This window comes from Paraburkholderia susongensis, from assembly GCF_900177725.1.
Taxonomy (GTDB): Bacteria; Pseudomonadota; Gammaproteobacteria; order Burkholderiales; family Burkholderiaceae; genus Paraburkholderia; species Paraburkholderia susongensis.
The window spans coordinates 345,901-360,459 of the sequence record NZ_FXAT01000005.1 but is presented as its reverse complement, the minus strand read 5'-3'; the positions used below and the strand labels follow the sequence as shown (position 1 = coordinate 360,459).

Genomic DNA, 14,559 nt, shown 5'->3' with positions numbered 1-14,559 from the left:
TCATGAAGCGCTCATTTCGCGCTCATGCCGCGTTCACAAGCGCAGCTTCGCTTCCGCATAGAACGTGCGGCCCGGATAGGGGTGGTAGACGAAGTAGCGCGCATCGAAGAGGTTGTCGACGCCAATACCGATTTCACTGATCCGGGTTGGCTTGAACGTGAACTTCACATCCGCGACCGTGTACGTACTGGTGCCGCCAAATACATTGGGGTTCGTGTCGGTATTCGTGAGCGTGTTGTACTGGCGGCCCGAATAGCGCGCGGCGAGCGTCAAGGCCGAGCGCGCATCGAAGTGATAGGTCGCGGCAATATTGGCGCGCCACAGTGGAATGCGGTAAAAGTACTTGCCGACTGTCGCCGGGTTCTGCGCATTGGCGATGATCTTCGACTGCGTATAAGCGACGCTTGCGAGCAGATCGAGGCCGCGCACCATGACATCCTCGCCGGAATAACTCGTCTCGACGCCGCGCGAGCGCACCTTGCCGATGTTCTGGAAGTTCGTCACGTTGGGAATCACGGTCGTGTCGGTCTGACTGAAGATCGTGTTCTTGACGTCGTCCTGAAACAGAGAGAAGCGGAAAACGCCATTCCAGTGCGCCCATTCGGCGCTCAGTTCTTTCGAAAGATCGTCTTCGGGTTGCAGATGCGGATTGTTGTTGACGATCGCGGAGCCGTTGATTTGCCCCTGGAACAGTTCGCTTACCGTCGGGAAGCGGTAGGCGCGGCCAATCGAGGCGCGCAAGACAAGATCATCGCTGACGTCGAACGACAGCGAGGCTTTCGGCGAGAAGTGGCGCTGGCTCGCGTCGCTGTACGCAATGGTCTGGCCCGGTAGCGATTGCGCGCCATCGTAGGCTTGCCAGTCTTCATAGCGCACGCCGTAGACGAGCTTCCAGCGCGGCAGAAAACGCCACGCGTCCTGCGCATAGAGCGCCTGGGTCTGCGTCTTGCCGGTGAATGCGTTGGCGAACGACGCCGCGTCGCCGTCCCGCCAGTTCAGGGTGTTGTAGCTCTGGTTGTCGAGAAAGTAGTTGTCGTAGTGATAGCCGAAGCTCAGCGCGTGATTGCCGAGTCCTGCCTGAGTTGAGACGGGAGTGTACGTGCCGCGCAGATCGAGCGTTTTCCAGCCAGTGCCGTCGCCGAACAGCACCGTGCCGGGGCCGTTGCCCGGGCCGCCCGCATTCGCGGTGCGCGCCACGCTATTGCCGATGTCGTAGTACGACGCGATCGCTTCGCCATTCCAGCCCGTGGCGTTGCGTGTTTTTAGCGAGACGCCATAGAGCCAGTTTTCGCTGTGGCCGAAGCTCGGCGCAAGGGCAGCCGCGGGAATCGTGTAATGGTAGCCGCCGATCGACACGTTGCCGCTATACACGGGGTTGCCGTTCGCATCGCGCAGGAAAGTCGACGTCTGGCTGTCGTAGGTCTGGTGCCAGTAGCCGAGCGTGAAGCCGGCTTGCAGCGTCGGCGTGAAGTCGTACTGCATTTTCAGCTTGAACTGGTCCTGCACCGTGTGCTCGATGCCTTCGCCGTTCACGCCGAGCACGGCCGTCGGCGTATTGGTCTGGTTGTTGTAAAAGTACGCGCCGGTGACGGGCGTGTCGCCCGCTTTCGCGGGGGTGCCCGATTGCGCGAGTGTGGCGAATTGCAGCGGCTGGCTCGTGTTCTCGAGATGATTCACGCCGAGCAGATACGAGAACTTGCCGACCCGGTCGCCAATCGACGCGCTCGCCTCGCTGCCGTTGAAGCTCTGGTTCACGCCGAACAGGCTGAAGTGCTGCGTAAACGCCTTCACGTCCGCGTTGGCCTCGAACTGCTTCGGCATGCGCGTGCTGATGAGCACCGTCGCGCCGAGCGAATTGCCCGGATACAGCGCGGAAAACGGCCCGTAGATTACGTCGACCTGCTGGATCTCGTCGGGAAACACCATCGACCAGCGCGGCGGAAACGAATAGCTATTGCCGAGCAGATTGCTCAGCATCAAACCGTCCGCATAGACGAGGCCGCGCGCGCTTTGCGTATTGCTCGTGCCGCGTACGGCGATGATCGAATTCAGATCGCCGATAAAGCGCTTGCGCACGGCCAGATTCGGCATGTACTTGAGCACGTCCTCGGTGTTGACGACATTCCAGTTGGCGAACTGATCGCGCGTGACGGTCTCGACGGACGCGGGCAGGTTCGGATCGACCGCGGGCGCTGCCGCGCTCGTGCTCGCACTCGCGCTGACGCTGACAGTGGGCAGCGTGGAGTCGGGGTTCGCGTCGTCCGCTCGCGCGGGCGAGGCGACGAAGGCCGGCACGAGCGCCGGAACGAGAATCGGCCAATGAGCGGACCGGCGAGCGGCGCGATGAACCGCGCGATAAGCGGAAAAACCAGCGCCACGGCGGACGCAAAAGGACAGCCTTCGCAGGGCGAAGTTGAGCATGAACGTTTCCTCGATGCGTTGAACAGGCGAGCGCAGGCGTCGTCGGCGGAGGCGACGAACGTGCGATCAGAACCGGCAGCGATCAGGAAACGACAGGTGGGGCTCGTGGACGTCCCGACGGGAACGCGCCAAGCGGCGTGAAGCGGGTGGACAGCGTGGGCGGTGCAGTGCTGGCGAGCAGCAGGGCGGCCAGAGGTTCGACGGCGGCGAGCGCCGGCATCGCGACGTGATGTTCGAGCAGATGACAGTAGCCGCAGGCGCCGAACGCATCGTCGTGGCTCAGATGCACCGGCGCCTGGCCCGTTTGAGCAACGATGCCCGCGTCGCTCGCATCGCCCGCGCCGGACGGATGCAGCGCCGAACAGAGCGCGGCAATGGGCTCGTGCGCGCGGCTCGACGCAAGCAACTGACTCACGAGCGGCGCGAACACGACGAGCCACATGGCGACGAGGCCAAGCCATGCGGTCATGCGGTTGCGGGAGCGTGGAGTCATGATGGTCGAAATAAAGACGGGGCGATTCTATCACCGCCGTACGATCTTTTCTTTCGTGATGACAGGTATAGCGGCGGATTAGACGGCAAAAAGCCGCTCATTTCGAAGCGCTGGCGCGGCGCCGGATCACTTACGCTGTGGGATCACCCGAGGTGCGCCGCCGCTCGACGCGCATCGCGGGAACACCGACGAAACAACGCTGGAACACAGCGATTTCCATCGCCACGACCCATGACGCCCACGCAGACGCTTGCCTCTTCGATCGCCGATATCACCCAGCGGGCCGTCTCGTTGTGTTCGGCCGGACAGTTCGCCGACGCGTTGCCGCTCGTCTTGCCGTTGCTCGACGACACGGCCTTGCCGAACGACCGGCGAGCCGATGTACTGAATATTGCCGGTGCGTGCTCGTTCATGTTGCATCGGGTGACGGACGCGGAGAACTATTGGCGCCAATGCCTGCGTCTGAAACCCGATTACGCCGACGTGTACGCAAGTCTCGGCTCACTGTTCCGATCGCTCGGCCGTCTTTCCGCGGCGAAAGCGATGTATCGGCAACTGGTGTCGCTGCGCCCGCTCGACGCCGACGCGCATCATCAATTGGGCTGCGTGCTCTACGGGCTCGGCTACCAAGACGAAGCGGAGGCGTCGCATCGTCAGGCGGTGACGCTTCGCCCCAGCCATGCCGAGGCGCATTACAGCCACGGTATCGTGCTGCGCGATCTGCGCCGCCCGCATGAAGCGGAAGCGGCTTATCGTCATGCGCTGCTCGGCTTGCACGGTCACGCGGAGGTGCACAACAACCTCGGCAGTGTGCTGATGGAACTCGGACGCCTCGCCGAAGCGGACGCGGCGTATCGCGAGGCGCTGACGCTCAAGCCGCAGTATCCGGAAGCGCTCAACAATCTCGGCGGCGTGCTGAAGGCCACGCAGCGGCTCGCGGAGGCCGAGCTGGCCTGCCGGCTCGCGTTGGCTATCCGGCCCGATTACGCGGAGGCTCATCTTAATCTCGGTGCGGTGCTGATGGATCTCGCACGGGTGTCCGAAGCGGAAGCGGCTTATCGAGAAGCGATCGCTCATCGTGAGCACTATGCCGAGGCGTACTACAACCTGGGCATTGCACTGTTCAAACAGGAGCGTTTCGCGTTGGCCGAGCAGGCTTACCGTGACGCGATTCGTTGGCAACCGGGCCTCGCGCATGCGCACAACAATCTCGGTTGCGTGCTGCGTGTGTTCGAGCGTTTTCCCGAAGCCATCGAGGCATTCCGGCACGCGCTCGAAGTATTTCCTCAACTAGCGCAGGCGCATGCGAACCTCGCCAATGCACTGGTGCAACTCAGGCGATTCTCCGAGGCCGAGAAAGCATATCGCGAAGCGCTTGCGTTGCGGGCCGACTACGGTGAGGCGCGTTTCGGTCTGGCTGTGCTGCTGCTTGGCATGGGTCGTTTCGAGGAAGGCTGGCAACTGTACGAGAGCCGCTATGAGCAGCCCGATTTCATTCATCGCAAGACCCGCGCGATGCTCAGTTGTCCGCAATGGTCGGGCGGCGCGCTCGACGGCAAGTCCGTGCTGGTCTGGCAGGAAGATGGTCTCGGCGACATGCTGCAGTTCGGCCGCTATCTTGCGTTGCTGAAGGCGCAAGGCGCCGCGCATGTCGCGTTTGCCTGCGTGCCGCCGCTGCATCGGCTGATGGCGAGTGTCGACGGTGTGGATGCCGTGTTCGATCACAGCGTCGCGCTGGCACGCGCATCGACCTACGATTGCTGGACGAGTCCGCTGAGCGCGCCGCTGTATTTGCGTACGACCGTCGATACGATTCCGCGGCCCGTACGGTTCAGGATCGATTCAGCGCTCGTCGAACAATGGCGTCCGGCGTTGGAGAAGCTGCCGCCAGGACGCAGGATCGGTCTGGTCTGGAAAGGCAACGCAAAGCACCATAACGACGCGAATCGCTCGATTCCGTCGCTCGCCACGCTTGCGCCGCTCTGGAGTGTGCCGGGCCTGAGCTTCGTGAGTCTGCAGAAAGGGCAGGGCGAGGACGAAGCGCGCAATCCGCCTGCCACGCAACCGTTGCTCGATCTGGGTACTGGCGTGACGGATTTCGCGGACAGCGCGGCCATCGTCGCACAACTCGATCTCGTGATTTGCGTCGATACGTCCATCGCGCATCTGGCCGCGTCGCTCGGCAAGCCATGCTGGGTCATGCTGCCCGAACGGGATGTCGACTGGCGCTGGATGCACGAGCGCGACGACTCGCCGTGGTATCCGCATACCCTGCGCCTGTTTCGCCGCGCGCCGGACGAGGATTGGGCGGCGTCGATCGAACGCGTGCGACAGGCGTGCGTCGAGTGGTAGCGGCGTATGCCGCTCACGTTGAAGCTGGCACGCTTGGCCGGAGAAACTGATGAGGCGGTTCGTGTCGATGCGCTTCTTCGCAGGTTCAGGATGAAGTACTGTTATGTCGTAGCAGAAACCTGAACTGCAAATGGGAGGCAACGCATGGGAGGCAACGCAATGTCACGCACGACACGCATTCGTTCATTGACCTGCGAGGCGCGGCTATGAACGAACTCAGGCATATCGCATTCATCGGTTTCGGTGAGGCGGGCGGAATACTCGGCGCAGCGCTGGTCGCCCAGGGCGTGCAGGTGTCGATGTTCGATCTGCGGCGCGACGCGTTGTGTGAGAAGGCGCATGCCGCCGGCGTTCGCGTCGCCGAGACGCTGCAAGGCGCGATGGACGGCGCGCAGCTCATCGTATCGGCGGTCACGGCCGAAGCCGATTTCGAGGTAGCGCAGGCGGCCGCGCGCTGCATCGGGCCGGAGCAGTTCTATCTCGACATCAACTCGGTTTCGCCGCGCACCAAGCAACATGCGCAAGCCAGTATCGAAGGCGCGGGCGCGCAATACGTCGAAGCGGCCGTGATGGCGCCCGTGCCGCCCTACGGCCTTGCTGTGCCGATGTTGCTCGGCGGCGCGAGCGCCGAGCGCCTCGCGCCGTGGCTCAACGCATTGGGCTTCAACGCGCGCGCGGTGTCGGAGAAAATCGGCGTCGCGTCGGCGGCGAAGATGTGCCGTAGCGTGATGATCAAGGGCATCGAGGCACTGACTGTCGAATGCCTGCGCGCCGCGCGGCATTACGACGCGGAGTCGATCGTGCTCGAATCGTTGGCGGAGACGTTCGGCAAGATGCGCGGCGACACGGGCGTGCCAGGCTATCTGGTCAGCCGTGTCGCCGAGCATGGCCGGCGCCGCGCGGCGGAAATGCGCGAAGTCTCGCAGACGCTCCAGGAAGCGGGTATTACGCCGTTCATGAGCGACGCGTCCGCGCGTGTGCAGGACAGCGTCGTGGATGCCATGGAGGCGGGCGGTATCGATTACGGGGCGCTGCCCATGCCGTTCGACTGGCGTGAGTTTTTCGACGGGCTGCCGGACAACGAGCCGGATAGGTCAGTGAACTCACCGCGAACCAGCCGCGAATCAACCGGATAGAACCGCTAGTTCGTGCCAATGCTGACCTTGCGTGTCACATCGACGACCGACAGGCGGATCGCATCGATCAACGCGCGCGCGGCCGGTGATGGCGTGCCCGCCGCGCGCAGTGTCAGCCCGATGTCTCGCCGCGTGTTGTGCAGGGGTATGTCGAGCACGGCGAGTTGCCCTGACTGAATCTCGTGGTGCAATTGCTGCGCCGACAGCGCCGCCGCCATGTCGGTGCCGAGCAGCAAGCCGCGAATCACGGCAAGATCGGCGGTCTCGACCGTCGGTAGCGGCGGCTTCACCTTCATTCGCCTGAATTGCGCTTCAAACAGCGCACGTGCGGGCGCATTGCTGCGCGGCAAGATCCACTGCGCGTCGCGCAGGCCCATGACGGTCAGATTGCGCGCCCGCGTGAGCGGATGATCGCGTCGCACGAGCACCACCATGTCTTCCGACATCAGCCGCTCGTTTTTCAGGCCGCTCGTCGCGTCGTTCTCGCGCAGTGCGCCGAGAATGAAGTCGATGTCGCCCGCGCGCAGGCCGGCCACCAGCGTTTCATACGAGCTTTCGTCGGTCACGACGCGCACGCCTGGATTTTCCGAGGTCATGCGCGCAATGGCCTTGGGCAGAATCAGCGTGCGCCCGAGCGGCAGCGCACCGACCGTCACCGAGCCCTGAATCTTGCCGTGCAACGCGGCGATATCGTCGGGTACGTGCCGTAATTCGTTCAGCGCGCGGCGCACGTGCAACAGAAACGTTTCGCCTTCCGTAGTGAGCAGGATGCCGCGCGGGCTTCGATGAAACAGACTCAGGCCCGAGCCGCTTTCGAGCACACGGATCGCGGTGCTCACCGCGGGCTGACTGATACCAAAAGTCTTCGCCGCACTCGGCATGTGCCGATGCCGCGCGAGCGCCGCGAACAGTTGCAGCCGCCGCGTGTTCAGCAGATAGGCGGGCAATGCGCCGTCCGCGACGGGCCGGCGGCGCGTTTGACGCGCGGCGCACCATTGCGCAAGCTCTTCCAGTTCCGCGAAGATGCGCTCGCAACGGTGCAGCACCGCGCGGCCGACCGGTGTCGGCAGCATGCCCGATGGACCACGATCGAACAACGGCTCGCCGAGCGCTGACTCGAGTTCCTGCACCGAGCGCGTGACCGCCGACTGTGCACGAAACAGGGCGGCCGCCGCGCGCGTTGCGCTGCCCATGTCGGCAACGAGCCTGAACGCGCGCAACTGCGCGAGATTGAGCAGGTCTTTACCGCTCATCGACAGCGGCGCTTTGGCCGGCACGGGGCTGTTTTCCGCAGAGGTGTTATCGCTCGTCATGCTGCGCCTGCGATCAGATGCAATGCCGGCAGCGAGAGGTTCAGGCTTTCCTTCGAAATGTGCGTGTGCTCTTTCATCAGTGCATCGACGCGCGCGCCTTCGCCTTTTTTCAGCGCATCGACAATCGCATGATGCTGGCGATGCGCGTACATCAGCATCATGAACTGGCGCTCGCGCGCGGATTCGTCGAAAGCGATCGTGAACGGCGACACGAACGGGATCTTGTCGTTCAGACTCAACGCGGCCGTCACCGCCTGGTTCTGCGCCGCGTCGACAATGAGCGCGTGAAAGCGGCCGTTCATCTGCGCGTAACGCACGTCGTCCCCTTGTTTCAGGCGTTTTTGATCGAAGATGTCATCGCCCTCGCGCAGGCAGTCATCGAGGGCCGCGGCTAAAGCCGGGCTGACGCCGCTTTCGGCGACCGAGCGCGCAGCGAGTCCTTCGAGCACACCGCGTACGTCGATTGCATCGAGCACGTCCCGCACGCTGAAACGGCGCACCACGTAACCGCGCGATCCCGAACGGTCCAGCAGACCTTCCGACGACAACACGCTCAACGCATAGCGCAGCGGCGTGCGCGATACGCCGAGCCATTGCGCAATGTGCGCTTCCACGAGACGCTGACCGGGCGACAACTCGCCCGAGAGAATCCTCTCGCGCAACGTCTGGACAATCGCTTGCTGGGTCGTCTCGTTCATGGTTTTCCAGTTCGTCAGAAGCACCGAAGTATAGCCACGCGCGCAGCGCGTTACCACGCATTCAAAGCAGCTTGCGAGTTGTTTTCCGGGCCATCTGTTTTGTTTATCGCGCGTTGCCTCATGAAGATACGGCGCGAGGCTCACCGTGCGGCCTTGGGATACCGACGAAGCCATGCGCCGCGCGGCTTGCAGCGATGCTTTCCGGCTTGCACGGCGCATGGTTAGGCGGTTTCGACCCGTTAGCCTACCGCTAACTGAGGTTTACCCGTACTTCCTGTATGACGGCACAATTCCTATCTTTGTATCCCAAGATGGCCGCGCTGGCTATGACGATGACAGCGACGGCCTATCCGATTGGCACGCAGCATCAAGTGACGCAAGAGGGCGAGTATGGCAAGAATCATTGGCGGTATCGGCACGTCGCATGTACCCACTATCGGGTTGGCGTACGACAAGGGCAAGCAGAACGAACCCGCATGGGCGCCGCTCTTCAAAGGCTATGAGCCGGTGGCGCAATGGCTCGAGGAGCGCAAGCCCGACGTGATGGTGATGTTCTACAACGATCACGCGAACAGTTTCTTCTTCGACTGCTATCCGACGTTCGCGCTCGGCGTGTCGGCCAATCATGAATTCGCCGATGAAGGCGCGGGCAAGCGTCCGCTGCCGGACATCGCCGGTCATCCCGATCTCGCGATTCATATCGCCGAGCAACTGGTGGCGGACGAATTCGATCTGACGGTCTTCCAGGATCGCCCGCTCGATCACGGCTGCAACTCGCCGCTTTCGCTGATGTTGCCGCATCAAGACGGCTGGCCGCTTTCGCTCGTGCCGTTCGAAGTGAACGTGTTGCAATATCCGCTGCCTACCGCGAATCGTTGCTACCGGCTCGGTCAGGCGCTGCGTCGCGCAATCGAATCGTTCGAGCAGGATCTCAAGGTCGTGGTGGTCGGCACGGGCGGGCTGTCTCACCAGGTGCACGGCGAGCGCAGCGGCTTTAACAACACAGAATGGGACATGGAGTTCCTCGATCTGATCGTCAACGACCCCGAGCGTCTTGCCGCGATGAAGCACGTCGACTACGTGCGCCTCGGCGGCGCGGAAAGCGTCGAGACGATCATGTGGCTCGCGATGCGCGGCGCGCTCGGCTCGAAGGTCCGCGAACTGCATCGCAACTACTATCTCGCAACCAGCACCGCGATGGCCGTGACGATTTACGAGGACGAGGTGGCGCAATGAATCCGCAACTGATCGGTGTCGAGGAACTGACCGGCACGTATCCGTTCGATATTCGCCAGAGCATCAAGGCGATGCGTCTGAACCGCTTCTTCTGGCAGATGCGCGAAGCGCCGGCGCGCGCGCTGTGGCTCGAAAACCGTACTGCCGCCTACGATGCCGCGGGACTTACGCCGCAGGAGCGCGCGCTGGTCGATAACACGGACTGGATTGGACTGATTCGCTATGGCGTCTGTTTTTTCGTGCTCGAAAAGTTTGCACGTGTCGTGAAGATCACCAACCTCGGTATGTACGCGAGCATGCGTGGTGAAACGCTCGAAGCGTTCCTGAAGACGCGCCAGGTGCCAGAGGCGGTTTGAAAGCGGCATGGCTGCCGGCCGGCGGCGCGAACCTTGCCCGAGCCTGTATGATGGCGGCCTCGCGCCCGGACCTGCATGCCGCGCGGGCGGGCTGCGCAGATTCAGTTCGTGCGCAGTTCGCTGTGTCGGCCGGACGTCCACGCATTCATTCACGATGACCCCGAGGAAGACCGCCATGACGGCTGCAACGCAATTCGATCAGGTTTCTGTTGTCAAACGAGCCAACGTCTATTTCGACGGCAAGTGCGTGTCGCACACCGTTCTTTTCGCCGATGGCACGCGCAAGACGCTCGGCGTGATCCTGCCCGGCACGCTCAACTTCGGCACCGACGCGCCGGAACTCATGGAAGTGCAGGCGGGCAAGTGCCGCATTCGCCTCGATGGCAGCAACGAATGGAAGACCTACGGCGCGGGCGAGTCGTTCTCGGTGCCGGGCAAGAGCCGTTTCGATATCGACGTGCTTGAGACGCTCGACTACGTTTGCAGCTATCTGTAAGCGTAAGCGAGGGCATGCGGCGCAGCGGCGCTATTTCCCCGCCAGATCACCGGCCTGTACCTTCGCCGTCGCGGCCGTCGCTGCCGCCGCTCAAGCCATCCGCCGTCACGCCCAACTTTTCATACAGCGCCGCCCAACCGAGCGGCGTTACCTGCACAACCCTTGATGAAGGCGCGCGCCGCAACCAGCCGTTCTCGCACAGCGTCGACATGAACCTGACGCCGAGCGGGCCGGCGAGATGGTGCTGCCGCTCCGTCCAGTCGAGGCATTGCCGGGCGACTCCATGCTTGCCCGGCCGCAGTGTCGCCACGTCGATGCCCAGTTCGCTGAACCACTGCGCGCCGGCTCGCGTCACTTCGAAGCGTTTGTCTTCGCCGGCCGCGAGAAGATCGCGTTGCATCAACTGCTGTGTGATCGTCACGCCGACCTGCCCGGCAAGATGGTCGTAACAGCATCGCGCGAAACGCAATTGCCGCGCGTCGCGCCCATACGGTTTTCGGCGCACCGGCGCTCTTGCACTGATTGCGGCGAGGTTCTCGAGTAGCGATGCGACCTGCGCATCCGCAAGCCTGTAGTAACGGTGACGCCCCTCCTTTTCGACCGTGAGGAGGCCGCCGTCCAGCAACTTGGCGAGGTGGCTGCTCGCCGTCTGCGCCGTCACGCCGGCCGCGTAGGCTAGCTCGCCGGCGGGCAGCGCGCGTCCATCGGCGAGAGCCATCAGCATTGCCGCGCGGGCCGCGTCGGCGATCAGGAACGCCGTCGCGGCGACTTTCGGTTGAACGTCCATGTCCGTCTCCTGGGCATTTATCGACAGCGTAGCCGAATCTCGCAGCCGCATACTTCGACGCGTATCGAAGCATCACGAATTCGCGATCCCGGATACTGAAGCGATACCAGCCACCATGTCCGGGGAATCGCCTGATGAACGATCGAATACAGCAACGGTCCGTACTGCTCGCAACGAGTCTCAGCTATGTCGTCGTAATCCTCGATACATCGATCGTCAACGTCGCGTTGGGACCGATATCGATGAGTCTCGCGGGCGGCATGAGCGGTCTGCAATGGGTGGTGAATGCTTATACGCTGACCTTCGCGAGTCTGCTGCTATCGGGCGGTACGCTGGGCGACCGGCTCGGTGCGCGCAACGTGTATATCGCCGGTCTCGCGGTCTTCACCGGTGCGTCGGCGCTTTGCGGCGCGGCGTCCAGTCTCGCGGCGCTGATCGGCGCGCGCGTTTTGCAGGGCGTCGGGGCGGCGCTGCTGGTTCCTGCTTCGCTCGCGCTCATCAATCGCGCGTGCCCGCACCCTCAAGAGCGCGCGGCCGCGTTCGGCGTGTGGGCCGGCCTCGGGGGCCTCGCGATGGCGGCGGGACCGCTGATCGGCGGCGTGCTGATCGGGCTTGCAGGCTGGCGCAGCATTTTTCTGCTGAATGTTCCTGTATGTCTGATCGGCATCGTGTTGGCGCGCAGGGTGGAGATACAGGCGGGGGCGCGGAGTGCGGCCGCGCCAGGCTTCGATATCGCCGGCCAGATCGCGGCAATCGCGACCCTCGCGCTGCTCAATATCACGGTGATCGGATTGCCCGCATACGGATGGTTTGCGCCACCCATTGCCGCCGGCTGCGCGGCAACGCTGGTTGCGGGCTGCGTGTTCGTTGCGATCGAAACGAAGCGTGCGCAGCCGATGTTGCCTTTCGGTCTTTTCCGCCATTCCGGCTTTTCCTGCGCGATTCTCGTTTCCATGGTTTCGGCGTTTACGTTCTACGGCCTGATGTTCGACCTTAGTCTGTATTTTCAGCATCAGCTTGGCTACTCGCCGATGCGTACGGGGCTCGCCTTCCTGCCGTTGACCATCGTCGTGCCAATCGGCAGCTTTCTGTCGAAACGCGCGGTGACCTGGTTGGGGCCGAGAAGTCTTGTCGGTGCTGCGTGCGTGCTCGCTGCGCTCGGTTTTGCCGGATTGTGGGCGATCGTCTCCCGCTTCTCCGCTGTGCCGTTCGCTTTCGCATTGCCTGCCATTGGTCTTGCTGCAAGCCTGATTACGCCTGTCGCCACGACGACGCTAATGGCATCGGTCGAGAGTGTCCGCTCCGGTATTGCGGCGGGGGTGCTCAACGCCGCGCGTCAAACGGGGGCGGTACTTGGCGTCACTGTTTCGGGGAGCATGATCGCAATGAGGCATTCGATCGTCGATGGCATGCGCAGCGGGTTGTTGCTTGCGGGTGCGTTGTCGTTTGCGGCCGGAATGGCCTGGTGGTTTGCGTCGATGCAGGCCGGTGAGGTTGGCGAGGGCGTGTCCGGTGAGCTCCACCGCTAGATGCTCTGAAAAACGTGAATGCCGCGCCACCTCAAGCCAAAACTACGCCACCCCCTTCGCGACAATTTCCTCGATCGCCTGCACGAATTGCTCCACCGGCTGCCCGCCCGTTATCAGATATCGATGGTTGAAGATAATGGACGGCACCGATTGAATACCCATCTGCTGATTGTTCTTTTCCGCTTCCCGAACCTCATCGGCATAAGCGCCGCTGGTCAGAACCTCGCGCGCTTCGTCGGCATCGAGCCCCACGGACTGCGCCGCTTCGATCAGCACGTCATGATTGCTCGGGTTCTTGCCGTCGGCATGATAGGCGCGCAGCAGCGCGAGCTTGAGCGGCAACTGCTCGCCCTTGATACCGGCCCAATGCAGCAGGCGGTGCGCGTCGAACGTGTTGTAGGTGCGCGTGCGTGGACCGAAATTGAAGCCGACGCTCGCGCCGCGTTCGCGGATCATCGCCTGCGTCTCGGCGATCTGCGCGGGCGTGCGCCCGTATTTCTTGCCGAGATAATCGACGATGTCCTCGCCGTCCGGTCCCATCTCCGGATTCAGCTCGAACGGATGCACGACGATCTGCGCGTCGACGCTATCGTGAAGACGCGCGAGCGCAAGCTGAAGCGACGACAGGCCGATCGCGCACCACGGGCAGGCGATATCGGAGACGAAATCGATGGTGAGTTGCTGTTTCATTACTGTCCTTGAAGGAATGAAGTGCCATGCGCGCCGCCGGATGCGGGCGCAACGGATAACGACAGCGTAGCGTGAATTGGCCGCCCGTGCAGAGCGCGGCCCGTGCGCGATTCCAGCGACGCACGCACGGTCCGCCGAATTCGAGCGCAAGAGCCGGAGTGTTTTCCTGTCGCCGCACTCGTACACTTACGTTATCGATCTACTTTCATGGCGCTGACGGCGCACTCCGCCGCCAGCCACGTCAAGCGAACCCACCGACGATGACTTCACACGAAACGGCACTCCCCGCCATCGCATCCGCGCAAAGAATGGACCAATGCGTCGACCAACGCGTCGACCAACGCGTCGGCGCGCTCGACTGGCGCCGGATCGAGCAGGACCTCGATCAGTACGGATGCGCGACCGTGCCGCAACTCATCACGCCACACGAGTGCGACGCGCTGGCGGCGCTTTATCCGCGCGACGATCTCTATCGCAGCCGTATCGTGATGGCGCGCCACGGTTTTGGCCGCGGCGAATACAAGTACTTCGCGTATCCGCTGCCTCGGATCATCGGCGAATTGCGCGGCGCGATCTATCCGCGCCTCGTGCCGGTCGCGAACCGCTGGAACCGGGCAATGGGCATCGACGTGCGCTATCCGCAGCAACACGCCGATTTCATTCGCCGCTGCCACGACGCCGGCCAGCTTCGTCCCACGCCGCTGATCCTGCAGTACGGCGAGGGCGATTACAACTGCCTGCACCAGGACCTGTACGGCGAACATGTGTTTCCGCTTCAGGTCGCGATACTGCTGTCGGAACCGGGGCGGGATTTTACTGGCGGCGAGTTCGTGATGACCGAGCAGCGTCCGCGCATGCAGTCGCGCGCCGAAGTGGTGCCGCTCGCGAAGGGCGACGCAGTGGTGTTTACCGTGAACAGCCGGCCCGTGCAGGGCACGCGCGGCCCGTATCGCGTCAATCTGCGGCATGGCGTGAGCCGTCTGCGCTCGGGGCATCGGCATACGGTGGGCATCATCTTCCATGACGCTGCCTGACGTTGCATAACGTTGCAT

General features: G+C 63.1%; 13 protein-coding genes. 7 read left to right on the top strand and 6 right to left on the bottom strand.

Annotated features, from left to right (window positions below; translation table 11 throughout):
- Positions 1 to 33: 33 nt before the first annotated feature.
- Together B9Z01_RS17830 and B9Z01_RS17825 are read right to left on the bottom strand one after the other, a co-directional pair.
- On the bottom strand, positions 34 to 2,421 hold the full coding sequence (locus B9Z01_RS17830; protein WP_085485377.1) for a TonB-dependent receptor: 2,388 nt from the start codon (positions 2,419 to 2,421) through the stop codon (positions 34 to 36).
- Between the two features lie 82 nt (positions 2,422 to 2,503).
- Positions 2,504 to 2,914 (bottom strand): DUF2946 domain-containing protein, encoded by a 411-nt coding sequence (locus tag B9Z01_RS17825; protein WP_085485375.1) that lies wholly within the window; start codon positions 2,912 to 2,914, stop codon positions 2,504 to 2,506.
- A 231-nt stretch (positions 2,915 to 3,145) separates the two neighbouring features.
- Here B9Z01_RS17825 and B9Z01_RS17820 point away from each other — a divergent pair, with 231 nt between their 5' ends.
- Positions 3,146 to 5,266 (top strand): tetratricopeptide repeat protein, encoded by a 2,121-nt coding sequence (locus B9Z01_RS17820; protein ID WP_085485369.1) that lies wholly within the window; start codon positions 3,146 to 3,148, stop codon positions 5,264 to 5,266.
- Between the two features lie 206 nt (positions 5,267 to 5,472).
- Positions 5,473 to 6,402, top strand: coding sequence for a DUF1932 domain-containing protein (locus B9Z01_RS17815; protein ID WP_085485367.1), 930 nt, complete (start codon positions 5,473 to 5,475; stop codon positions 6,400 to 6,402).
- Positions 6,403 to 6,407: 5 nt separating this feature from the next.
- Here B9Z01_RS17815 and B9Z01_RS17810 read toward each other — a convergent pair whose 3' ends face one another.
- Together B9Z01_RS17810 and B9Z01_RS17805 are read right to left on the bottom strand one after the other, a co-directional pair.
- Positions 6,408 to 7,715 (bottom strand): LysR substrate-binding domain-containing protein, encoded by a 1,308-nt coding sequence (locus tag B9Z01_RS17810; protein WP_420814687.1) that lies wholly within the window; start codon positions 7,713 to 7,715, stop codon positions 6,408 to 6,410.
- A complete protein-coding gene (locus B9Z01_RS17805; protein ID WP_085485742.1) occupies positions 7,712 to 8,413 on the bottom strand; it encodes a GntR family transcriptional regulator in 702 nt (233 codons plus the stop codon). Before B9Z01_RS17805 ends, B9Z01_RS17810 begins: the two co-directional genes overlap by 4 nt.
- Positions 8,414 to 8,803: 390 nt before the next feature.
- Here B9Z01_RS17805 and B9Z01_RS17800 point away from each other — a divergent pair, with 390 nt between their 5' ends.
- From B9Z01_RS17800 to ppnP, 3 genes are all read left to right on the top strand, one after another.
- On the top strand, positions 8,804 to 9,649 hold the full coding sequence (locus B9Z01_RS17800; protein WP_085485365.1) for a gallate dioxygenase: 846 nt from the start codon (positions 8,804 to 8,806) through the stop codon (positions 9,647 to 9,649).
- Positions 9,646 to 10,005, top strand: coding sequence for a protocatechuate 3,4-dioxygenase (locus tag B9Z01_RS17795; RefSeq protein WP_085485364.1), 360 nt, complete (start codon positions 9,646 to 9,648; stop codon positions 10,003 to 10,005). The genes B9Z01_RS17800 and B9Z01_RS17795 overlap by 4 nt, the downstream gene beginning before the upstream one ends.
- Before the next feature lie 175 nt (positions 10,006 to 10,180).
- On the top strand, positions 10,181 to 10,501 hold the full coding sequence (gene ppnP / locus B9Z01_RS17790) for a pyrimidine/purine nucleoside phosphorylase (protein WP_085485362.1): 321 nt from the start codon (positions 10,181 to 10,183) through the stop codon (positions 10,499 to 10,501).
- Between the two features lie 46 nt (positions 10,502 to 10,547).
- Here the strand turns inward: ppnP and B9Z01_RS17785 are convergent, their stop codons facing one another.
- The gene (locus tag B9Z01_RS17785; protein ID WP_085485360.1) at positions 10,548 to 11,288 is read right to left on the bottom strand and encodes an ArsR/SmtB family transcription factor; all 741 of its coding nucleotides are present in this window, start codon (positions 11,286 to 11,288) and stop codon (positions 10,548 to 10,550) included.
- Positions 11,289 to 11,422: 134 nt separating this feature from the next.
- Here B9Z01_RS17785 and B9Z01_RS17780 point away from each other — a divergent pair, with 134 nt between their 5' ends.
- Entirely contained in the window at positions 11,423 to 12,817 is a 1,395-nt protein-coding gene (locus tag B9Z01_RS17780) for an MFS transporter (RefSeq protein ID WP_085485358.1), read from the top strand.
- 42 nt (positions 12,818 to 12,859) lie between these two features.
- Here B9Z01_RS17780 and B9Z01_RS17775 read toward each other — a convergent pair whose 3' ends face one another.
- On the bottom strand, positions 12,860 to 13,507 hold the full coding sequence (locus tag B9Z01_RS17775; protein WP_085485356.1) for a DsbA family oxidoreductase: 648 nt from the start codon (positions 13,505 to 13,507) through the stop codon (positions 12,860 to 12,862).
- A gap of 308 nt (positions 13,508 to 13,815) precedes the next feature.
- Here B9Z01_RS17775 and B9Z01_RS17770 point away from each other — a divergent pair, with 308 nt between their 5' ends.
- Positions 13,816 to 14,541 (top strand): 2OG-Fe(II) oxygenase, encoded by a 726-nt coding sequence (locus tag B9Z01_RS17770; protein ID WP_085485354.1) that lies wholly within the window; start codon positions 13,816 to 13,818, stop codon positions 14,539 to 14,541.
- Positions 14,542 to 14,559: the final 18 nt, after the last annotated feature.